Origin of the sequence: Candidimonas humi (genome assembly GCF_019166065.1) — a bacterium.
GTDB lineage: Bacteria > Pseudomonadota > Gammaproteobacteria > Burkholderiales > Burkholderiaceae_B > Candidimonas > Candidimonas humi.
Genome location: NZ_JAHTBN010000004.1, coordinates 313,653 through 333,334 on the forward strand (window position 1 = coordinate 313,653; position 19,682 = coordinate 333,334).

At 59.8% G+C, this 19,682-nt stretch carries 20 protein-coding genes and 1 tRNA gene; 14 read left to right on the forward strand and 7 right to left on the reverse strand.

Annotated elements, in window-relative coordinates; translation table 11 throughout:
- Window positions 1–80 precede the first annotated feature (80 nt).
- From KVP10_RS12045 to KVP10_RS12090, 10 genes are all read left to right on the forward strand, one after another.
- Entirely contained in the window at window positions 81–1,028 is a 948-nt protein-coding gene (locus tag KVP10_RS12045) for an amidohydrolase family protein (protein ID WP_217964833.1), read from the forward strand.
- 34 nt (window positions 1,029–1,062) lie between these two features.
- Window positions 1,063–2,028, forward strand: coding sequence for a Bug family tripartite tricarboxylate transporter substrate binding protein (locus KVP10_RS12050; protein ID WP_217964834.1), 966 nt, complete (start codon window positions 1,063–1,065; stop codon window positions 2,026–2,028).
- Window positions 2,029–2,155: 127 nt separating this feature from the next.
- On the forward strand, window positions 2,156–2,578 hold the full coding sequence (locus tag KVP10_RS12055) for a hypothetical protein (RefSeq protein WP_217964835.1): 423 nt from the start codon (window positions 2,156–2,158) through the stop codon (window positions 2,576–2,578).
- A 178-nt stretch (window positions 2,579–2,756) separates the two neighbouring features.
- Entirely contained in the window at window positions 2,757–3,698 is a 942-nt protein-coding gene (locus KVP10_RS12060; RefSeq protein ID WP_217964836.1) for a PLP-dependent cysteine synthase family protein, read from the forward strand.
- 293 nt (window positions 3,699–3,991) lie between these two features.
- Complete coding sequence (locus KVP10_RS12065) at window positions 3,992–4,636, forward strand: hypothetical protein (RefSeq protein ID WP_217964837.1); 645 nt, start codon at window positions 3,992–3,994, stop codon at window positions 4,634–4,636.
- A gap of 519 nt (window positions 4,637–5,155) precedes the next feature.
- A complete protein-coding gene (locus KVP10_RS12070) occupies window positions 5,156–7,234 on the forward strand; it encodes a TonB-dependent receptor (RefSeq protein WP_217964838.1) in 2,079 nt (692 codons plus the stop codon).
- Between the two features lie 4 nt (window positions 7,235–7,238).
- Window positions 7,239–8,393 (forward strand): PepSY-associated TM helix domain-containing protein, encoded by a 1,155-nt coding sequence (locus KVP10_RS12075; RefSeq protein ID WP_217964839.1) that lies wholly within the window; start codon window positions 7,239–7,241, stop codon window positions 8,391–8,393.
- Window positions 8,390–8,563 (forward strand): hypothetical protein, encoded by a 174-nt coding sequence (locus KVP10_RS12080; protein ID WP_217964840.1) that lies wholly within the window; start codon window positions 8,390–8,392, stop codon window positions 8,561–8,563. The genes KVP10_RS12075 and KVP10_RS12080 overlap by 4 nt, the downstream gene beginning before the upstream one ends.
- Window positions 8,544–9,536 carry a pyridoxamine 5'-phosphate oxidase family protein gene (locus KVP10_RS12085; RefSeq protein ID WP_246600596.1) on the forward strand — a complete coding sequence of 331 codons (993 nt, stop codon included), beginning with the start codon at window positions 8,544–8,546 and terminating at the stop codon, window positions 9,534–9,536. The genes KVP10_RS12080 and KVP10_RS12085 overlap by 20 nt, the downstream gene beginning before the upstream one ends.
- Window positions 9,537–9,819: 283 nt before the next feature.
- Window positions 9,820–10,857 (forward strand): LacI family DNA-binding transcriptional regulator, encoded by a 1,038-nt coding sequence (locus KVP10_RS12090; RefSeq protein WP_217964842.1) that lies wholly within the window; start codon window positions 9,820–9,822, stop codon window positions 10,855–10,857.
- Between the two features lie 46 nt (window positions 10,858–10,903).
- Here the strand turns inward: KVP10_RS12090 and KVP10_RS12095 are convergent, their stop codons facing one another.
- From KVP10_RS12095 to KVP10_RS12115, 5 genes are all read right to left on the reverse strand, one after another.
- Window positions 10,904–11,413: a carboxymuconolactone decarboxylase family protein gene (locus KVP10_RS12095; RefSeq protein WP_217964843.1), complete on the reverse strand. Its 510-nt coding sequence runs from the start codon at window positions 11,411–11,413 to the stop codon at window positions 10,904–10,906.
- 65 nt (window positions 11,414–11,478) lie between these two features.
- Window positions 11,479–11,985, reverse strand: a complete 507-nt coding sequence (locus KVP10_RS12100; RefSeq protein ID WP_217964844.1) for a 2,4'-dihydroxyacetophenone dioxygenase family protein — start codon at window positions 11,983–11,985, stop codon at window positions 11,479–11,481.
- 44 nt (window positions 11,986–12,029) lie between these two features.
- Entirely contained in the window at window positions 12,030–12,557 is a 528-nt protein-coding gene (locus KVP10_RS12105) for a VOC family protein (RefSeq protein ID WP_217964845.1), read from the reverse strand.
- Between the two features lie 67 nt (window positions 12,558–12,624).
- A complete protein-coding gene (locus KVP10_RS12110; RefSeq protein WP_217964846.1) occupies window positions 12,625–13,398 on the reverse strand; it encodes an SDR family NAD(P)-dependent oxidoreductase in 774 nt (257 codons plus the stop codon).
- Between the two features lie 5 nt (window positions 13,399–13,403).
- Window positions 13,404–14,387: a Bug family tripartite tricarboxylate transporter substrate binding protein gene (locus KVP10_RS12115; RefSeq protein WP_217964847.1), complete on the reverse strand. Its 984-nt coding sequence runs from the start codon at window positions 14,385–14,387 to the stop codon at window positions 13,404–13,406.
- A gap of 714 nt (window positions 14,388–15,101) precedes the next feature.
- Here KVP10_RS12115 and KVP10_RS12120 point away from each other — a divergent pair.
- Window positions 15,102–16,313, forward strand: coding sequence for an MFS transporter (locus KVP10_RS12120; protein ID WP_217964848.1), 1,212 nt, complete (start codon window positions 15,102–15,104; stop codon window positions 16,311–16,313).
- Between the two features lie 115 nt (window positions 16,314–16,428).
- Here the strand turns inward: KVP10_RS12120 and KVP10_RS12125 are convergent, their stop codons facing one another.
- Window positions 16,429–16,836: a GFA family protein gene (locus tag KVP10_RS12125; protein ID WP_217964849.1), complete on the reverse strand. Its 408-nt coding sequence runs from the start codon at window positions 16,834–16,836 to the stop codon at window positions 16,429–16,431.
- 188 nt (window positions 16,837–17,024) lie between these two features.
- On the opposite strand from KVP10_RS12125, the gene KVP10_RS12130 reads away from it, so the two are divergent.
- Together KVP10_RS12130 and KVP10_RS12135 are read left to right on the forward strand one after the other, a co-directional pair.
- Entirely contained in the window at window positions 17,025–17,306 is a 282-nt protein-coding gene (locus tag KVP10_RS12130) for a type II toxin-antitoxin system TacA family antitoxin (protein WP_217964850.1), read from the forward strand.
- Window positions 17,303–17,824 carry a GNAT family N-acetyltransferase gene (locus KVP10_RS12135; protein ID WP_217964851.1) on the forward strand — a complete coding sequence of 174 codons (522 nt, stop codon included), beginning with the start codon at window positions 17,303–17,305 and terminating at the stop codon, window positions 17,822–17,824. The genes KVP10_RS12130 and KVP10_RS12135 overlap by 4 nt, the downstream gene beginning before the upstream one ends.
- Before the next feature lie 106 nt (window positions 17,825–17,930).
- Here KVP10_RS12135 and KVP10_RS12140 read toward each other — a convergent pair.
- Window positions 17,931–18,006: transfer RNA gene (locus KVP10_RS12140), tRNA-Phe, on the reverse strand.
- A gap of 337 nt (window positions 18,007–18,343) precedes the next feature.
- Here KVP10_RS12140 and hemA point away from each other — a divergent pair.
- Window positions 18,344–19,618, forward strand: coding sequence for a glutamyl-tRNA reductase (gene hemA / locus KVP10_RS12145; RefSeq protein ID WP_217964852.1), 1,275 nt, complete (start codon window positions 18,344–18,346; stop codon window positions 19,616–19,618).
- Window positions 19,619–19,682: the final 64 nt, after the last annotated feature.

Genomic DNA, 19,682 nt, shown 5'->3' on the forward strand with positions numbered 1-19,682 from the left:
AAGCCAAAAAAATCAATTTCCAATTATATAAAGACGAGGCCATACTGTTTTCCGTTTGATTCAGAGGAGAGCGAGCAGCCATGGCACGTCGCATAGATGTACATCACCATATCCTGCCGCAGCACTATGTCGAGCAGATCGGCGCCGGGAAGATCGGGGCGCAGGGCTCGTCCGGAAAAATGCCGTTCTGGAGCGCTTCCGACGCGCTGGCGAAAATGGACGAACAGGACATCGGCACCGCGATTACTTCCGTCAGCGCGCCGGGTCTCGACGTGCCGGATGCCGGGAAAGAAGCGGAGCTCGCCCGCTGGTGCAATGAGTTCGCCGCCACCCTGGGGCACGATCACCCGGGCCGCTTCGGCATGTTTGCGGCGATGCCGCTGAGGTCGGTAGATGCGGCGCTGCGCGAGACCGAGCACGCATTCGACACTTTGCACGCCGACGGCGTGTGCTTGTTGTCGAACCATTGCGGCCTTTATCTCGGAGACTCGTATCTTCATCCTTTGTACGAAGAGCTGAACCGGAGATCGGCCGTGGTGTTCGTCCATCCCACATCGCCGGCCGAGCCGGTGCCTGTCGCAAACCTGTCGGCATCGTCGCTCGATTTCACGTTCGATACGGCGCGGGCCATCGTTTCGCTGATCTTTACGGGAACGCTACTGAAATTCCCGAATATGCGATTTATCTTTTCCCACATGGGCGGCGCTCTGCCTTATATCGCCGATCGTATCGAAGTGCTGTCGCGCAACAACCCCGAGCTGCAAGGGCACATTCCTGACGGAATACGAGCGGTGTTGCGCAAGTGCTATTTCGACACCGCACTGTCGGCGAATAGCGTGACGTTCGCCGCCATGATGCAGATCGGGTCGGAAGACAACATCCTTTTCGGCACCGACTACCCCTTCGGCCCCAAGGACCAGATGGCGGATGCCGTACGCAGCCTGGCCAGGCTATCCCTGACCGAGGCACAGCGCAGCAAGATCGAGTCGGGCAATGCGCAAGTGCTGTTCCCCAGATTTGCGGCTTGATCCGCTCGAATACGTCCATACAAGGAGACACACAATGCTCAAGCAATGCATGAGGACTTTGGCCGGCCTGTTGATGGCCTGGACCGCAATGACCGCGCATGCCGCCGCTTATCCGGACAGGCCCGTCGATCTGATCGTGCCGTTCTCCGCCGGAGGCGGGAACGACATCGTGGCGCGGCTATTGGCCAAGCATCTCGCCGCGGTTCTCAAGACTTCGGTCGTGGTCGAGAACAAGCCGGGCGCAAGCGGCAATATCGGGATGCAATTCGTCGCGCGCTCGGCACCGGACGGCTACACCTTGGCCTATGTATCCAACACGGTGGTGATCAACCCCTATCTCTATCGCAAGATGAATTTCGACATCCAGAAAGATTTCGTCCCCGTGGGAGTCGTGGCCACCACGCCGATCTGGATCCTGGTCAACCCCAAGCTTCCTGTGCATAACCTCAAGGAACTGATCGCGTATGCCAAAGCGCATCCCGGCAAGCTTTCCTACGCGACGCCGGGCATCGGGACGCCCCATCACCTTGCGATGGAGTTATTGAAGAACCTGGCCGGCATCGATATCGTGCATGTCCCCTACAAGGGTGCCAGCGGCGCCTCCACGGATGTCATAAGCGGCCAGGTCCCCGTGTTGATTTCCACGCCTGGGCCGGTCAAGGGCTTCGTGCAGTCGGCGCGGTTACGGGCTCTGGCCTCCATGGATGCCGAGCGTTCGCCGAGCTATCCCGACTTGCCCACCACTGCGGAGACAGTGCCTGGTTTCAGCGAGATCATCTGGCATGGCGTAATGGCTCCTGCAGGCACGCCGGCTCCCGTGGTGTCGAAGCTGTCCGCGGCGATCTCCGGTATCTTGAAGGATCCCGCGATGCAGAAGGAATTGGCCGCCGTAGACTTCCAGCCTGCCTATTCTGATTCCCAGGCGATGGCCAAGCGCCTCGCCACGGAACTGGGCGTCTGGAGAGACGTCACGCGCAAGGCGGGCATCAAGCCCGAATGAGTGCTACGCTTGGGAAGGCGGCCGGCCAGGCCTTGCCCGCTGGGTGCCTTCCGCGCTGTTCGCGGGAAACCGTTGCGAACGGCCGTCCGTCGCTAAACTACGGGTTGCCGTGGATTTCTTCCTCCCCATGCCTAGTCGATTCGATCCTTATGCTCCTGCTGGAAAAAAGCGGGCATCGGCCCGCCACAGCTCGCTCTTGTGGATACTCGAACCCCTGGAGCAAGTAGGGGATTACGCCACTCGCAAGATGTTCGGCTGCGATGCCGCATACCTGGGCGGATTGCTGTGCCTGGTCGTTGCCGATCGCGACGATCCATGGAATGGACTGCTGGTCTGCACTGCGCAAGAGCACCACAAGTCCCTCATGGATGAGTTGCCGGGCTTGCAGCCACATCCCGTCTTGGGAAAATGGCTTTATGTCCCGCAGGGCCATGAAGAGTTCGAGACCCTGGCAAGCCGGATAACAAGACTGGTCTTGGCGCGAGACCCGCGCATAGGCGTCGAGCCCAAGCCCCGATCGAGGCGCAGGATTAAACAGCCGGAGGGGTGAAGGTTTCCCCTTGTATGCGGCTTTCGGGGCCAGGGCGGTGACATCCTTTTGCTGTTTCGCAGGGCAAAGACAAGCAGGCCGCAGGGCTGACGATTACATTCGTCTTCTAAAATGGCCTCAAACCATAGTTCTGCCCGAGCCCCGCTCGATAGCCCTGCCGCTTAGTCCCGGTACTCAAATGCCTGCCTCGTCTTCTCTCGCCTCGTCTTCTCTAGATTTGATCGGCCGCACTCCCTTGATCGCGCTGAGCCGCATATACAGCGGCCCGGGCCGGGTCGTGGCCAAGGCCGAGTTCTTGCAGCCGGGCGGCAGCATTAAAGATCGCGCGGCAAAGGCGATTCTGCAGGCCGCTCTCGGGGACGGCAGGTTGCGGCCGGGTATGCCGGTCGTCGAAATGACCAGCGGGAACATGGGGGCGGGACTCGCGGTAGCCTGCGCGGCCCTTGGCCATCCTCTGGTCGTCACGATGTCCGCAGGGAACAGCCCGGCGCGCGCACGCATGCTCGAAGGCCTGGGGGCGGAAGTGATACTTGTGGACCAGGTGGACGGCGCGCCCGGCCAGGTTACCGGGGCCGACGTCCAAGCCGCTGCGCGTATGGCGCAAGACCTTGCCGCCGAGCGCGGGGGATTCTATGTAAACCAGTTTCACGCCGTCGAATGCATCCGTGCCCACGAGCAGGGCACGGGCAAGGAGATCCTGGAGCAGCTAGGCTATGCGCCCCAGGCCTGGACCGCGGCCGTGGGTACGGGTTGTACGTTCATGGGCGTGGCGCGGGCGCTCAAGGCCGCCAGGCCCGATACGGTCTGCGCGGCGGTCGAGCCCGAAGGCTGCCAGGCCTTGGCCGGCGCCCCGGTCACCAAGGCGCGTCATCTGATCCAGGGAACCAGCTACGGTGCCGTCCCGCCGCATTGGGACCCGTCGCTCATGGACATCAGCCTGGCGGTCAAGGATGAAGAAGTTGAGCTGTGGCGGCACAAGCTTGCAGTGCAGGAAGGCTTGTACGTAGGCTATTCCGCCGCGGCCAATGTGTGCGCCGCGGTCAAGTTGCTGCAATCGGGCCGCTTGCCCCCGGACGCGACCGTGGCCACGGTGCTTTGCGATACCGGGCTGAAGTACTGACGGCAACAGAGGCTCGTTCGGCCGGGGCCGAGCCCATGCTGGGCCGACCACAATCGTATGCGGGTTGCTGTGGGCCCTTGCCCCGTGCGTGAGCCGCTAGCCGCGTATCGCCCTCAATAGCTGGAACGTTCGATTTCTGTATAGGCCAATGCGCAGGCGTTTCCACGCGGGTTTGCGGCGCCCGATTCCCCCGTGTCCGAGTGCGGTTTATGCCTTGCCGCGTGCGCGGCGACAGTAAGATGTATCCGCAGACGCCACGTAACGGACGCGGCGCCACTTTGAGGAGATTGAAAATGAAAGCAAGATCAAGTCTTCTGGCGGCGGCAACACTGGCGGCGGGCACTCTGGCATTTGCAACGGCCAGCCGGGCCGCAGCCCCTGCGGAACACTACATCGCCCATCTCGTTCCCATGAATTCCCAGGTAACGCTGTCGGACACCACCGGCGAGGCGCGCTTCGACATTCATGGCGACCGGCTCACCATCGACATCCGTGTCAAGAATGCGCCCGGCAACATCGTGCATTGGCAGCATTTCCACGGCTTCACCACGGATGCCTCGGCCACTTGCCCGACGCTGGGGGCCGACACCAACGGCGACCGCATCGTGGACCTGATCGAAACCGAGCCGGCCGCCGGAACCACCATGGTGCCCTTCGATACCATGCCCGCGGCCATGGACGTCGCCCATGGGCATTATCCCAAGGCCTCCGCGGACGGCAGCTACCACTATCACGAGGCCGTGTCCGTCAAGGCGCTCTCGGCCGCCTTCGCCAAGGCGTTCAAAGGCCAGGGCTTGAACCTCGACAAGCGCGTCGTCTTCATCCACGGCGTGCCGGCCGACACGAAGCTGCCGTCCACCGTCAAATCCCTGGGGCCCATCCCCGCAGCCGTGACGCTGCCCATCGCCTGCGGGAAAATCGAACGGGTATCGCGCTAGCACCTTCACTTCGAGCGGCTCACGGCTGCCCGATCCCAGGCGGGGGCGCTATGCAGCGCTCCTGCATTCTTTATAGAGCGCACTCCCCGGTGCGTGTCGCCACGACTTGCGGCGAAGGCCGGGTGGCGCGGCGACGAAACGCAAGCTGATGTTCCGACGAGAGAAACCGGCAGGCGCATAGGCGCCGGAACGGCTTGCCCGGTTGGAGGCGCGGCTGCGTCTCAACAAACCATTGATTTCTTGAAAAAGCGTGTTTTCGTGTAATATATTAAATAAAAACAATTCTTATTCATGTTATTAGAATCGGTAGCCATAAAAAATATAGCCTGCCGATTTCTTACGCACGTCGATATTGGGAAAGAAAACATGCATGCTTACCCCCGCCACGCGGGTGACCGAGGCGCAAAGCGCCCGTCCGTACGCCCCAGCGCGCTCGCATTGGCCCTTCACGCCGCTTGCGCCTGCATGGCGTTGCCGCTGACGAGCGCCCATGCGCAATCGAAATCCGAAGTGACCACCATGCCTGCCGTGACAGTGCATGGCGTAGCGGAACCCGCGGCGCAAACGCCTTATGCGGGCGGACAAGTCACCGAGGGCGGGGGTCTGGGTTTATTGGGCGATTCCGATTTCATGGACACCCCGTTCAACCTGAACAGCTACACCTCGCAACTGATCGAGGACAAACAGGCGCGCACCCTGGCCGATCTGGTGTCTGTAGACCCCTCGGTGCGCATGGGTAGCGGGCGCACCAATATCAACGAAGATTTCACCATTCGCGGCTTGAGCTTCAGCAGCCAGGATGTCGCCTTCAATGGCCTGTATGGCGTGTTGCCGTACTACCGCGTGCCGATGGAAATCGCCGAAAGCGTGGAAATCCTGAAAGGCCCTTCGGCTTTGCTCAACGGCATGGCTCCAGGGGGCAACGTGGCTGGCGCCATCAATATCGTGCCCAAGCGCGCCACCGATACGCCAATAGCTCGCGTAACCGCCAGCTATTGGTCCGATTCGCAATTCGGCACGCATGTCGATGTGGGGCGCCGCTTCGGCGACAGCGGCCAGTTCGGCATACGCATCAATGGGGCGTATCGCGACGGCAATACATCGGTTGACGACCAAAAAGACAAGGACGGGCTCTTGTCCGTCGCGCTGGACTATCGCGGCGAGCACACGCGGGCATCGCTGGACGTCATGCATGTGTCGCAGCGCATCGACAACGAAGTGCGCCAGTTCCAGATCTCCCCGGCACTGGCCAGCTTGCCCAGCGCGCCGTCGGACACCGGCTTGAACTACCCCGGCTACGGCCGTGTGATCATGCGCGATACGTCGGTCGTGGGGCGCATCGAGCACGACATCAACGACAACATCACGGTGCACGCGGCCTTGGGCAATCGCAAGCACAAAATGGATGCGGTTGCCGGCAATGCTACGTTGTCGGGTATGAATGGCGATTATGTGTCGACCCCGGCCTGGCAGATATTCAAGCCCGAGACCACCAGCTTCGAAACCGGCCTGACAGCAAAATTCGCGACCGGCGCGGTAGACCATAAAGTCGCCGCTAGCTTTTCGCGCATGACCAACGATGCCGACATCGGCTTTGTGTTCCCTTGGGGCTACGCGTCCATTCCCAACAATCTGTACAAGCCCATCGCACCGCCCAGCGACTATCAGAACGTAGACGGCATAGCGAACCCCGTGGGCAAATACACCGAGGCGACGCTGACCAGCTATGCGCTGGCCGACACTTTGTCTTTCATGAAAGACAGCGTGCAGTTGACCCTGGGTGCGCGTTATCAGTCTGTGAAGCAGCAGAACTACGTCTACTTCCCCACGCCCACGAACGCGCCGGACGGCCCAGGGTATAGCAAATCCGCGGTTACTCCCTTGGTGGGCCTGGTGATCAAGCCCGCCAGGAATCTGTCGCTGTACGCCAACTACATCGAAGGCCTGTCCCAAGGCGCATCGGCTGCGCCACCGGCGGTGACGTCGGCCGCCACGCTGCCGCCCATGAAAACCAAGCAGGTTGAAGTCGGCGCCAAATACGATTGGGGCAATTTCGCCACCACGGTAAGTCTGTACCAGATCAAGCGTCCCAGCGCCACGGTATTCAATAATTCGCTGACGCAAAACGGCATGCAGGTGAACCGCGGCCTGGAAATCAACGCATTCGGCGAAGTGGCGAAAAACGTGCGCCTGCTGGGCGGCGTAACCTTCATGCGCGGCAAGCTCGACGAAATGGCCGGCGGCGTCAACGAGGGTAACGATGCCGTGGGCGTGCCGCATGTGCAGGCTTCATTGGGCGCGGATTGGGACAATGTGCTTACCCCCGGCTTGGGCCTGAATGCGCGCGTGGTCTATACGGGCTCGCAATACGCCGACCAAGGCAACAAGTACAAGCTGCCCTCGGTCACCACTTTCGACCTGGGCGCCCGCTATAAGACCAAGGTGGCCGGCAAAGACCTGACGCTGCGCCTGAATGTCGAAAACCTGTTCGACAAGGCTTACTGGGCGACCTCGAGCTCGGCGAACAACGTGTCCGACGGCTATCTGTATCTCGGTTCGGGCCGCATCGTAATGTTGTCGGCGACGATGGATTTCTAAGAACATGCACCTTCGTACCTGGATATTCATCCATAAATGGACCAGCCTGATCAGCACGATCTTCCTGCTGGTGCTGTGCCTGACCGGGCTGCCGCTGGTCTTCCACGAGGAAATCGAGCAACTCTCGGGCGTGGTCGAGGCGCCGTCCATGCCTCAGGGCACGCCCAATGCCAGCCTGGACAAGGTCGTCCAGAGCGCCTTGGCGGCACAGCCCCACAAAGTGGTGCGCTACATGTTCTGGGACGAAGAAGAACACCCGCATATCACGATGGTTTCCATGGCCAGCAAGGTCGATGCGCCGCCGGACGAATTCTGGACAGTGGCGATCGATTCGCGTACCGCGCAGGTGTTGGACCAGCCCAATGACCAGGGCTTCATGGCGGTCATGCTCCAGTTGCACAAAGACCTGTATGCCGGCTTGCCGGGGCAATTGTTTCTGGGTTTGATGGGCCTGCTGCTGGTGATCGCCGTCATTTCGGGCGTGGTGGTTTATAAGCCCTTCATGCGCAAGCAGGATTTCGGTACGGTACGCAAGCAGAAGGGGCGCGGCATCAAATGGCTGGATCTGCACAATCTGCTGGGCATCGTCACGGTGGTGTGGCTGACGGTGGTGGGCGCAACAGGCATCATCAATACGCTCGACCCCATCGTGCTGGCCGTTTGGCAGGGCGACCAACTGGCCGATATGGTCAAGCCCTATAAAAATGCGCCGCCCATGAAAGACAACGGCTCTGTGCAAGCCGCGTTCGCTACGGCGATAAAAATCGCCCCCGACATGACGGTGCGCCTGATTGCCTTCCCAGGCACCGCATTTGCCGACCCGCATCACTACACGGCCTTCATGAAAGGCAATACTCCGCTGACGGCCCGCTTGTTGCGCCCGGTGCTGGTCGACGCGCAGACCGGCGTGTTGACCGACACGCGGGAAATGCCCTGGTACGTGAAAGCCCTGTTCGTGTCGCAGCCGCTGCATTTCGGCGACTACGGCGGCTTGCCGCTGAAAATAGTCTGGGCGCTGCTCGACATTCTCGCCATCATCATCCTGGGCAGTGGCGTATACCTTTGGGGCAAGAAATACATGCGCCATCGTGAAGCGCAAGGAATCCTGGCCGAAGCCGAGACCCGGGAAGCGCAACGAGCAGGAGTACCGGGGCAATGAAAGTCTGGTTCTGGCCGATTGTGGTTGGCGTGCTGAGCGCCATAGGATTGCTGTCCGGCCTTTTATACGACGGCCTCGGCGACGCGGTCTCGTGGCTGGCGCTGCTGGTTCCCGTGGCGCTTTCCGTCTGGTATGGCTGGATGCGTAAAAATGCCGTGGACGATCGCTGAACTCGAAGCGCAAGTCGGCGCAAAGCCTTCGGCCATAGACTTGAAGGTCATCGATCATATGGACGAGCACGCGCGCCGCTGGCTGCGTGCATCGCCCCTGGGGTTTGCCGGCTTCAGCGATGCGCAGCGCATCGATGCGACCATAGCCGGCGATGATCCGGGCTTCGCGGCCGCCTTGGACGAAAAACAGTTGCGGCTGCCGCGCGCTGCGCTGGACGACCCCGACCAGGCGCAGCAAGGGCGTGGCGTGGGCTTGTTGTTCCTGATTCCGGGCATCGGCGAGACCCTGCGCATAAACGGCAGTGTGACGAGTGCGGACAGCCAGTCCATAGTCATTGCCGTGCAGGAATGCTACTTGCATTGCGCCAAGGCTTTGCTGCGCTCGGATTTCTGGCGGCCTGAGCAGCCTCCGATTGAGGATGCCGGCGACTTTGTACGATCGAGCCGTTTCATGGCCTTGGCCACTGCCGATACCGAGCTGAACACCGACCTTAGCCCCAAGGGCGACCCTGCCGGCCTGCTGGCCCAAGCCTTCGAGGGCGGCATCCGCTACGCGGACCGGCCCGGAAACCGCCGCACCGATAGCTTACGCAACATACTGGTGCGACCCCAGGCGTCGGCATTATTGATTGTGCCGGGGCACACCCAGGTGGCCCGCATACGGGGCCCGGTCGACATCAGCGCCGACCCGCAATTAAGGCAGCCTTTCACCGTACGCGACAAGACCCCAAAGCTCGTGACCAGCATTCTGTCGCCTTCCATCGAGTTGCGTACAAGCCTTGCCCTGGCGCGTGCCAGGCCTTGGCTTGCGTCCGCGCCTCCCGCCGACATCGATCCCGCGGCCATCTTCGCCGCGCATGTAAGGTTGCACAAGGCGCGGGGCCTGGGCGCAATCGTCACCAAGGGACTGGTCGCAATTCCCGGGCTGATGCGCAAAAGCCTGGATGTCGACTACAAGCGGAACCTGTACTAAGGCGCAAACGCAGGTCTTGAAAGAGACCTGAATTCCCTTGGTGGACTTTGTGTATCGAGCGGCCGTCTGCTCCGCAGTTCTGCTGGTCGCATCCTGACGTTGGCCCAGTGCGGATGAACCTGACTAAAATGCCGAGCCGGCGTTCTTCGCGGTGGCCAGGATGTCGGCGCGTACGGTTCCTTATGCTGCACGGGTATACTTCGCCGGTGCGAGGGATACTCAATATAATTTGTGTCGAACACCTCCGGCGCTACACGGGATTGCGTGACGGATAGAGAGAGTTATGGCTACTAAGCAGCGGGTCACTGTGCTGGATGTTGCTCGGCTCGCAGGGGTCTCCCAGGGCAGCGTCTCACGTGTGATAACAGGAAAAAACTGGGTATCGGACCGTTTGAGAGCGCGCGTGGAGGCGGCTGTCAAGCAATTGGAATATAAGCCCAATCCGCATGCCCAAGGCTTGAAAAGCCTGAAATCCAGAGCGGTGGCGGCTCTGGTTTCCGACATCTCCAATCCCTTGCACGGCACCTTTCTTGCCAGCGCCGAGGAGGTGCTGAGTGCCGCCGGCTATTTATTATTTGTGTCGAGCACCAACAATGATCGTGACAGGGAGCTCGAGCTTATCAATGCGTATGGCTCGGGCCGTGTGGACGGGATGATTGTTGCCCACAGTGACGAGAACAACAGGCGGGTCATAAAGGCGCTGCAGGAAACGGGTCTGCCGATTCTGTTTCACGACAGAGAGCCGCGTCGCTTCGGTGATGCGGTAATTGTGGACCACGCCCACGGGGCGTATGTCGCGACAAACTACTTGTTGAGCCTGGGGCACCAGTGCATAGCGTTATTGTCTCCGTCGAAGGCCATCCGACCGGGCCGTGAACGCTTTTCGGGCTACAAAAGAGCATTGGAGGAAGCGAATTTAGTCGTGCAAGACGACTTGGTTTCCATGCTTGGGGCGTCTGACGCACGGGCTTACGACGTTACCCGCAATCTCTTGAAACGTTCCCGATCCAGGCCGACTGCGATAATTTGCCTGGGCACGCAAATGCTTGCAGGAGTTCTTGCCGCAATCAACGAAAGTGGATTGAGCATTCCGGACGACATATCCATAATCGGCATTGGAGAAACCGATTTGGTGCGTTTGTACAAGCCATCCATTACGGCTGTGAAATGGGATATTGCCGCTTGCGGACGGCATGCGGCCCAAATACTGTTGCAACGCTTTTCTGAGTCGAATGCGGAAAAGCCGAGTGCGGGCAGCGTCGTCAGGTCTCCGGTCGAACTGGTGCTGCGCGACTCATGCGCAGCACCCAGAAAACAATGAAGCCCGTTTGTCAATCAAGTTTTAACGTTTGTCAATCAAGTTTTAATCAAGCATAAGCTCGCTCGACGTCTATGTCGAAGCTCAGCAAGAAATTGCAGACAAGTTGATAGAAGCCTACGAGGAACACCAGGTCTGCTAGCCCGTTGAAGCCTATCTGCGAGATCACACTCCGGCGGGATGCTTCATCAAGAGTGTGATTGTTCAGTAGGCAGTCGGTCCAGTCTATAAAGTGCTGCTCCAATTCCGTCACGCCCTTTTGTGGTTCGGCTGCGCCTGCCGCGACTATCGTGGCTTCTGACAACCCCGCATCCCTGGCTATTCTTTCATGGTGAAAGAGTTCGTAGGATGCCTTATATGCGTGCCCGACGCGCAGAATGACCAGCTCGCGCAATGGGGGTTCCAGGCAGGAATTGCGCACGGCATCTGCCATGCTGAAATATGCCGGCGCAAATGCCGGCGAGTGCATGACCATGCGGAAAACATTCAAAGGCTTGCGTGTCGCCAGTTGCTCTTTTAAAGGCTGAGGAAGAGTTTCAATGTCGGGGTAGGGCACCACGTTTATTTACCTTGCTTAAGTGAAAGAACTGGAACCGTGAAGAGGTCGCTTCTCGGTGGCCTGGGTCAGTCCAGGCTCGAGACCGCTCTTGCTCCGGGCCGGAAATATTTCGGCATGGGTCCCAGCCCCTGCTTGACCGCAGCCAGCAGGCCATCCTCAATGGCGCCGGCGTCGCGAATGCTGTGGAACTGGCCGTCGATGAAATTGATGTTGGCGCCTTGCACTACCATGAAACCTTCTGCGGGCTCTTTGGCATCCGCAGGTACTGAGAATGTGTGCATGGAACCGCCGGGCTCATACAGATAGCTGCCCGCTGTCTGGGGATCGCCTGGGTATTCATCGTAGTTCCACTGTCCCTTGGTGGTAAAAAAATGCACGGTGCCAGTGTGAAAATGGGGCGGCAACTTAACACCAGGATTGAAGATGCCGTATAAGACCCATATGCCGTTTTCCCTGTCCAGAAAGAGAGGAACCAGGGTATAGCCGGGCGCCGCTCCCGGAAGAGGGACGGCGTCGTGGATGTTGACGGTTAGGAGACGTTCTTGCTCGTTGATTGAATAGGGCATGCTCATTTGTTTTCCCATTTTCTATAAGTTTCAATAAGGCGCGCAGGCCTTCAGACCCGAATGATCGATGTAGTCCCATCCCATTCTTGGGCGGCACTCGCTACTTTCCTGAAGTATTCCGCTTTGCCCCCGCGTAGTTCCGAAATTTCTATGACGGCGCTGGGCAGCTCTTTATGGATCAGATAGCTGAATCGGCCCCGTTGCCCCATTTGGCCCGCGTGCCCCTCTTGATATCCCATCTTCAGCAAATGCGTGCGCTTGGCATCGAATTCGTCTTCTGTCCAGTAGGCGATATGCTGGGCGCACTCGCCGGAAGCATTTAGCGAATCTCTATATAGAGAGTTGGCCTGATCGTGCTGTTGAATCAATTCGATTTGCATGTCGCCCGAGTTTGCAATTGCAATCGAGATCTTTGGCGGCGGGGCGCTTTCTCCGTAGTAGGTGAAGATCGTCGGCGTGGCGTCGGCACGATAAAACCATGGTCCAACCGCCAGCACCTTAGACCAGTGATTCATCGCCTGCTCGATGTCCTTCACCACATATCCTATCTGTCGGATGCTTCCGAACGCTTTGCTCATTGCTTTTTGCCTCTTGACGCGAATGATTGGTCTTAGGGCCGTGCACGCTGCTTAAGTGCGCACGGGTTTAAATAGAGAGTCCGCCATCGACACGCAGCTCGATTCCTGTGATGTACTTGGCGTCTGCACTGGCCAGGAACACGGCTGCCGCGGCAATATCTTGTGGAGTGCCTTGCGCCCCCATGGGGCAGCGTGCGTCTCGCTCTGCGTTGGCCTTGTCGGGATCGTCGTACAGGCGGATTGCATGTGCGGTGCGGATCATCCCAGGCAGAATGACATTGACCCGTACGCCATGGGCAGCATATCTTTTGGCCAGAACCCGCGTCAGGTGATTTACGCCGGCCTTGGAAGTGCAGTAGGACAGGTATGCCTGCGTCCCCGTGCGCAAGCTTGCCGTGGACGAGATATTTGTGACGACGCCACTTCCTTGCTGCACCATCAATGGGATGAATTGCTGGCAAGACAACATGACGCTTTTCAGATTGGCGTCATGTACGAAATCCCAGGCGTCTTCCGAGATGTCCTCGAGTTCATTGACAATCTCGACACCGACGTTGTTATGCAGGATGTCGATTCGACCAAACAGCTCCAGGACCTTCAGCTTGATTTCCACGAGGTCCGATTTGCTTGTGACATCGCCCGCCATAGGCACTGCTATGCCTGCGTGGCTCGCGATTAAATCGGCAGTGCGCGTGGCCGCTTCGATGTCCCGATCTACGCACAAGACGGATGCTCCTTCTTGGGCGTATCGGGCCGCGGCGGCGCCGCCATTGCTGCATCCCGAAACGGGGTTGCCTGCTCCAAGCACGACGGCCGCCATTCCTGATAGTTTCTTGTCCATGCTTGTTACGCCAAATGAAGATGTGCCTTTTTGGCGAGCGCACTGTACTTTTGAACCTGCGCTTTCAGGAAGGTGCTGAACTCTTCGGGTGTCATTGGCTTGGCGGTTGTCCCAACGCGCAAAAGCTTTTGCTGGAATTCCTTTTCCTGGAGCACCTTGTTGACCGATTCGTTGATGTATTGCGTTACGCCGGGATCCATCCCCGCAGGCCCGAACAATCCGGGCCATGACGTCACTTCATAGCCGGGCACGCCGGATTCTGCGATGGTGGGGACCTGGGGTAGCAGGATCGAGCGCTGCTCCGTAGTTACTCCCAACGCCTTGATGCGCCCATCTTTGATATAGGGCAGCCCGGCTGATAGATTGTCGAACCCGAGCGATATCTGGCCTCCCAGTAAATCGTTCAGTGCCGCTGCGCTTCCCTTGTAGGGAACGTGAACCATTTGTATGTGCGCCATCTCGCAGAACAGCGCGCCAGATAGGTGTGGTGAAGTGCCGTTTCCTACCGAGGAGTACATATACTTGCCCGGCGCTGCCCGCGCCAGATCGATCAATTCCTTGATGTTCGTAGCGGGAAACTCGTTGCGTGCCATCAGCACGTTGGCAAGGGTTCCGATGAACGCTACCGCGGTGAAATCCTTGACCGGGTCATAGCCAATATTCGTATACAGTGCCGGATTGATCGCGTGGGATGCGATGCCGCCCATTAACAGCGTGGCGCCGTCGTTGCTTTGTGACGCGACATACCGGCTGCCTATGCTTCCACCTGCCCCTGGCCGGTTTTCGACCACCACGGGCTGCGGCCACATTTTTGAAAGCCGGTGGGCCAGAAACCTGGAAATCACATCGGAAGCCCCGCCTGGGGGATTGGGGACAATGATCCTCACGGGCTTCTGCGGAAATTCGCCTTTGGCATAAACGATCTCGGGGAGCAGAATCGCCGCTGCGCCTCCGGCCATCGCCTTTAGAACTGTTCTTCTGTTCGTCATTTGTAACTCCTCCTGTTGTCCAGTTTTTCTCCCGTTTCCCGGAAGCAGTTTGCATACTAATATCGTTATTAGTTTGTGGCAAGGATTTTCTAAGAACGTTATTAGTTGTGGTGCACTGAGACCCTATCTGGACTCCGCCTGTAGGGGCTAGCACTGAAAGGATTGATTGACAGCCGGTTGTTCGGAACGGCCCGGCACCCAGGATGGTCGGATGTGTTGCTGCCAGGAAGGTGGCTTGCTACGAAGCATAGGATCTAAGAATGCTCGTGTTGAGCTGGTCGAGCGGTGCCCGACACGATCTTCAAACTGGTGACGGATATCCTTTTTCCATCTATTGCTCTGAGTAAAAGGCCTGAACGTCGATTACAGGCGCAGCCTACATTGACGAAGCATGCATCGGACTTGGGAGTAATTGCTTACAAGAATGCATGTTTCTCATGTGGACGGCATCTATCTTTGTCGCCAGGATATGTGTACGATGTACACAAATATGAAAAACGCATTGGGCAGTCGGCCCATTGTTCGCCAGCGCAGGGAGGCGCGCATGCAATTCGTTCCTTACACCGACTTCGACGGCGCCTGTGTTTGGGGCATGTTTTTTAAGTCTCGTGCTCAGGCTTTGAGCAGTCGATCTCCAACGTATGATTCTTGCGCCTGCGCGCTATGGCCGGGTTTAGATGTGGTCGGCCCTCGAAACGCTTCCGGAAAAATGCCATGAACCGACGCTATCGCTGGGTCATCGTCGCGGCGGGCGGTCTGCTGGGCTGCGTGGCCATGGGAGCCATGTTCTCACTTCCCATTTTCCTGCGGCCGATGGAGCATGACACCGGCTGGTCCGTCACCGGCATATCCACTGCGATGACCATCGCATTTCTCTCCATGGGGGTGGCCAGCCTGACATGGGGCAGCCTTTCCGACCGCTACGGCCCACGCCTTGTAGTATTGGCGGGATCGGTCGTGCTGGCAGCGAGCTTGGCGTTGGCCAGCCGAGCCGCGTCGCTGGGCGAGTTCCAGCTTATGTTCGGCGTGCTGGTCGGGGTGGCGACAGCCGCGGTCTTCGCGCCGATGATGGCCTGTGTCACCGGATGGTTCGACACGCAGCGCGGCTTGGCCGTGTCGCTGGTGTCGGCCGGCATGGGCATGGCGCCGATGACCATGGCGCCGCTGGCCGCCTGGCTGGTCGTCGCTCATGGCTGGCGCGGCGCGATGCTGGTCATCGCCGGTATAGTGGCTGCCCTGATGATCCCGACTGCACTGCTGGTGCGCCGGCCGCCGCCCCAGGATGATGCAGGAATCGACATGGCGGCGGGCGAAGGGCAGGCGGACATGTCCGTCGCCCAGGCGCTGCGCTCGAGGCAGTTCATGCTGTTGATGCTGGCGAACTTCTTCTGCTGCGCCACGCACTCGGGTCCGATCTTCCACACAGTGAGCTACGCCGTGACCTGCGGCATTCCGATGATCGCAGCCGTGTCGATCTACAGCGTCGAAGGGCTGGCTGGGATGTTCGGCCGCGTCGGCTTCGGCCTGGCGGGCGACCGGTACGGCGCACAGCGCGTTCTCGTCATCGGCCTGCTGGCGCAAGCTTTCGCGATACTTGCCTATGTGTCCGTTAACCGGCTTGCCGGTTTCTATACTGTGGCGATGGCGGTCGGCGCCATCTACGCCGGCACGATGCCGCTCTATGCCGTAATCATCCGCGAGAACTTCCCACTGCGGATGATGGGCACGATCATTGGCGCATCGGCGATGGCCGGCAGCCTCGGCATGTCCACGGGGCCGCTGCTCGGCGGCTTGATCTACGACCGCCTGGACAGCTACACGATGATGTATGTGGGATCCTGGGGCATGGGGCTGGCCGCGATGCTGGTTTTGATGGCCTTTCGGCCTTTTCACGGAAGAGGGCTCGAAGTGGCGCGAGCCGGGTAGGGGGCCAGCAGTCAGCCCGGCCAGGGGAAATGGCACCTTTCGTCGTGCCACGATCATCGCGCGTGTCGTGGCGCTTTCCTCGATGAGTCCGGGCGGCGCAAGCCTGAAAAGAGGGCTACGGTTGCCCTTCAGTCTCACCCACGCCATCGAGCGGCGGCATCCAGCCGACACGGCGGCGCGTCCAGATTTGTGCCTGTGGACTGCCTATCTGATCGCGCTGCGCCAGGGTGCCGACCCGCAGCGAATAACGCTTCGGCGTACCAGGATCGGTTGCGTAGAGCTGCGTGCCGCATTCCTCGCAAAAGCCGTTTACCCGCTGCGCGCCGCTCTCGGCGGTCTTCACATAGTGGCGAGGCTTGCCTTGCAGCAAACGGAATGTCTCGGCCGGCGCGGCGATGTTCGTGCGGAACGCCGAGCCCGACATAATCTGGCAATCCAGACAATGGCAAATCCGCATCGAACCGGCCTGCACCTCCGCCTCGTAGCGAATTGCACCGCAGTGACATTGCCCTTGCACTTTCATTGCTATCTCCCAATCAGCCGCGGAATGGCTGGACGTTATTGACTGACTATATGCCATCTTAGCGTCGAACCCCTTCGGGCGTCTCCCGGACGAGCCTGGTCGCGGGAATTTATTAAAAGGGAGTGGGCTCGACACGTTTTGTACTCCTTTCCGGAGTACAATAATTCATGTTTTACGAGAGGCTTCCCATGTCCGGCGCAGCAGAAACAAAGGATGATCGGCTACAGGTGCGCCTGAGCGCTGAGGCCAAGACCGTGCTTCAACTCGCGGCTAACTACCGTCATAAAACGGTGAGCCAGTTTGTGCTGACGACGGCCTTGGCCGAAGCCGAAAAGGTCATCCGCGAGAACGAAGCCGTATCCCTGTCGGCCGCGGACTGGAAGGTGTTTTACGACGCCTTGAGCAATCCTCCCGCACCCAATGCCGCGTTGCGCAAAGCGTTTGCCAAGTATCAAAAGACAGTTGGATGACGGTCATGTCATCGTCATGGCAGGTGTCGGCATTTGACAGCAAGGTGCACGATCGCACCGCTTTCTCATGCGGGGTTTCCGAGCTTGACCGCTATCTTCGAGAACATGCCTCGCAGGACATCAAGCGGGATGTTGCTCGCGTCTTTGTGGCCGTGCGGCCCGAAACCACGACAGTCTGCGGTTATTACAGCCTGAGCGCTACGAGCTTCCATCGGGATGAACTGCCTGTGGAGCAGGCCAGGAAACTGCCACGCTATCCCGTCCCCGCTGTGTTGCTTGGTCGCCTCGCTGTTGATCATGACGCTCAAGGATCGGGCTTGGGTGAGTTCCTGCTGATAAATGCCATGCACCGCACGCTGCTCGCGACGCAGGTGATGGCCGTCCACGCCATGGTCGTGGATGCAAAAGACGCTTCTGCCGCCAAGTTCTATCGCAAGTACGGGTTTCTTGCTTTTCCTAACGATACCTATCGACTATTCCTGCCGATGGCGACAATACGCCAGTTGCAGGAATCTTGAGTTCATGCACTATAGAGTTCGGGCGTTGCGCAATCGGGGCGAGCCGTGTCGCAGTGCAGTGACGCAAATGAAAATGCCCAGCCTTGAAAGCTGGGCATTGAATTTCTGGTGGCCTGGGGCGGAATCGAACCACCGACACGCGGATTTTCAATCCGCTGCTCTACCAACTGAGCTACCAGGCCAAAGAAAGGCGAAATCATACACGAAAATCCCGGCCCTTGCTCTTTCGGCGCCTTGTACCCATCTTAACTATGGCCGCGGTGACGGGGCCGACCAGGGCTTCGTGCCATACGATGAACCAGGCCGCCAACCGCCCCGTTTTTGCGGCTGGGCCCTACGCAGGGGCTGTCGCCAAGGCCGGGCAAAAAAGGGGACAGCCTCCTTGTCGGGCGCCTGACTACCAAAATCTCCACAATGTTTCCATAGGTTTATAATCCAGGGTTGTCTGGGCTGCGCCCAATGGTAAGCGCGGCCTGTATCGCCCTTTGTGGCGGGGCTTGGCCCCGCCTTGTGAATTCCATGTCTGTAGACGTCCTGACCTTCGGCCTGAATCACGTCTCCGCCCCGGTGTCGGTGCGCGAGCGCGTGTCCATGCCGCTCGAGGTGCTCAAGCCGGCGCTCGACGGGCTGCGGTCGGCTTTCGGGCCGGCGGTGAAGGAAGCGGCGATACTTTCCACCTGTAATCGCACCGAGATCTACTGTGCGGCCGAGCCGCAGGTGTCCGAACAGTTGCCGGCCTGGATGGCGGAATTCAACCGGCTGGAAGCCGGCAGTCTCAATCCTCATCTGTATCAATATCAGCGGAACGAGGCCGTCCGCCACGCTTTCCGGGTCGCCAGCGGGCTGGATTCCATGGTGCTGGGCGAGCCGCAGATCCTGGGCCAGATGAAGGAAGCCGTGCGCGCCGCGAACGAAGCGGGCGCGCTGGGCACGCTGCTGCACCAGTTGTTCCAGCGTACGTTCTCGGTGGCCAAGGAAGTCCGTTCGCAGACGGCGATCGGCGCCCATTCGGTGTCCATGGCGGCCGCCGCGGTGCGCCTGGCCGAGCGCGTGTTCGGCGACCTGTCGCAGGCCAATGTGCTGTTCATCGGCGCGGGCGAGATGATCGAGCTCTGTGCCACGCACTTCGCGGCGCTGACGCCGAAGCAATTGATGGTGGCCAATCGCACGCTTGAACGCGGTGAGCAATTGGCCTCGCGCTTCATGGGCAAGACCATGCGCTTGTCGGATTTGCCCGAGCGCCTGGCGGAATTCGACGTCATTGTGTCCTGTACGGCAAGCTCCTTGCCCATCCTTGGCCTGGGGATGGTTGAAAGGGCTACGCGTCTGCGCCGCCATCGGCCCATGGTCATGGTCGATCTGGCCGTGCCGCGCGATATCGAAACCGAAGTGGGGCGCCTGGGCGATGTGTACCTATACACGGTCGACGACCTGGGCCGCATGGTGCAAAGCGGCACCGACGCGCGCCGCGCGGCGGTGGTGCAGGCCGAGGCCATCATCGAGACCCGGGTGCAGAATTTCATGCACTGGCTGCAAAATCGGGAGATCGTGCCGGCCATCATGGACTTGCATCAGGCCGCCGACCAGGTGCGCCTGGCCGAACTGGACCGCGCCCGCCGCCTGCTGGCGCGCGGCGAGCCTGCCGAGCAGGTGCTCGAGCAATTGGCGCACGGCCTTACCCAGAAATACCTGCACGGCCCCCTGGCCGCGTTGAATCAAAGCCAGGATACCGAGCGCGAGCAATTGCTGGCTTTGCTGCCGCGCTTGCTGCCCAACGCCCGCAATCGGCGTTAGCGGCGCTCGCCGCTCCCGCCGGCCATCTCCGGGCGCCGGCATCCCCTATATGTTTCGCCCGGTC

Bases quoted from the DNA above. Each gene is read 5' to 3' on its own strand.
- hemA (WP_217964852.1), top strand. From the start codon at position 18,344: ATGTCTGTAGACGTCCTGACCTTCGGCCTGAATCACGTCTCCGCCCCG.
- KVP10_RS12110 (WP_217964846.1), bottom strand. From the start codon at position 13,398: ATGGACAAGAAACTATCAGGAATGGCGGCCGTCGTGCTTGGAGCAGGC.
- KVP10_RS12065 (WP_217964837.1), top strand. From the start codon at position 3,992: ATGAAAGCAAGATCAAGTCTTCTGGCGGCGGCAACACTGGCGGCGGGC.
- KVP10_RS12070 (WP_217964838.1), top strand. From the start codon at position 5,156: ATGCCTGCCGTGACAGTGCATGGCGTAGCGGAACCCGCGGCGCAAACG.
- KVP10_RS12130 (WP_217964850.1), top strand. From the start codon at position 17,025: ATGTCCGGCGCAGCAGAAACAAAGGATGATCGGCTACAGGTGCGCCTG.
- KVP10_RS12100 (WP_217964844.1), bottom strand. From the start codon at position 11,985: ATGAGCATGCCCTATTCAATCAACGAGCAAGAACGTCTCCTAACCGTC.
- KVP10_RS12050 (WP_217964834.1), top strand. From the start codon at position 1,063: ATGCTCAAGCAATGCATGAGGACTTTGGCCGGCCTGTTGATGGCCTGG.
- KVP10_RS12135 (WP_217964851.1), top strand. From the start codon at position 17,303: ATGACGGTCATGTCATCGTCATGGCAGGTGTCGGCATTTGACAGCAAG.
- KVP10_RS12105 (WP_217964845.1), bottom strand. From the start codon at position 12,557: ATGAGCAAAGCGTTCGGAAGCATCCGACAGATAGGATATGTGGTGAAG.
- KVP10_RS12080 (WP_217964840.1), top strand. From the start codon at position 8,390: ATGAAAGTCTGGTTCTGGCCGATTGTGGTTGGCGTGCTGAGCGCCATA.
- KVP10_RS12090 (WP_217964842.1), top strand. From the start codon at position 9,820: ATGGCTACTAAGCAGCGGGTCACTGTGCTGGATGTTGCTCGGCTCGCA.
- KVP10_RS12075 (WP_217964839.1), top strand. From the start codon at position 7,239: ATGCACCTTCGTACCTGGATATTCATCCATAAATGGACCAGCCTGATC.
- KVP10_RS12120 (WP_217964848.1), top strand. From the start codon at position 15,102: ATGAACCGACGCTATCGCTGGGTCATCGTCGCGGCGGGCGGTCTGCTG.
- KVP10_RS12055 (WP_217964835.1), top strand. From the start codon at position 2,156: ATGCCTAGTCGATTCGATCCTTATGCTCCTGCTGGAAAAAAGCGGGCA.
- KVP10_RS12125 (WP_217964849.1), bottom strand. From the start codon at position 16,836: ATGAAAGTGCAAGGGCAATGTCACTGCGGTGCAATTCGCTACGAGGCG.
- KVP10_RS12045 (WP_217964833.1), top strand. From the start codon at position 81: ATGGCACGTCGCATAGATGTACATCACCATATCCTGCCGCAGCACTAT.
- KVP10_RS12085 (WP_246600596.1), top strand. From the start codon at position 8,544: ATGCCGTGGACGATCGCTGAACTCGAAGCGCAAGTCGGCGCAAAGCCT.
- KVP10_RS12060 (WP_217964836.1), top strand. From the start codon at position 2,757: ATGCCTGCCTCGTCTTCTCTCGCCTCGTCTTCTCTAGATTTGATCGGC.
- KVP10_RS12115 (WP_217964847.1), bottom strand. From the start codon at position 14,387: ATGACGAACAGAAGAACAGTTCTAAAGGCGATGGCCGGAGGCGCAGCG.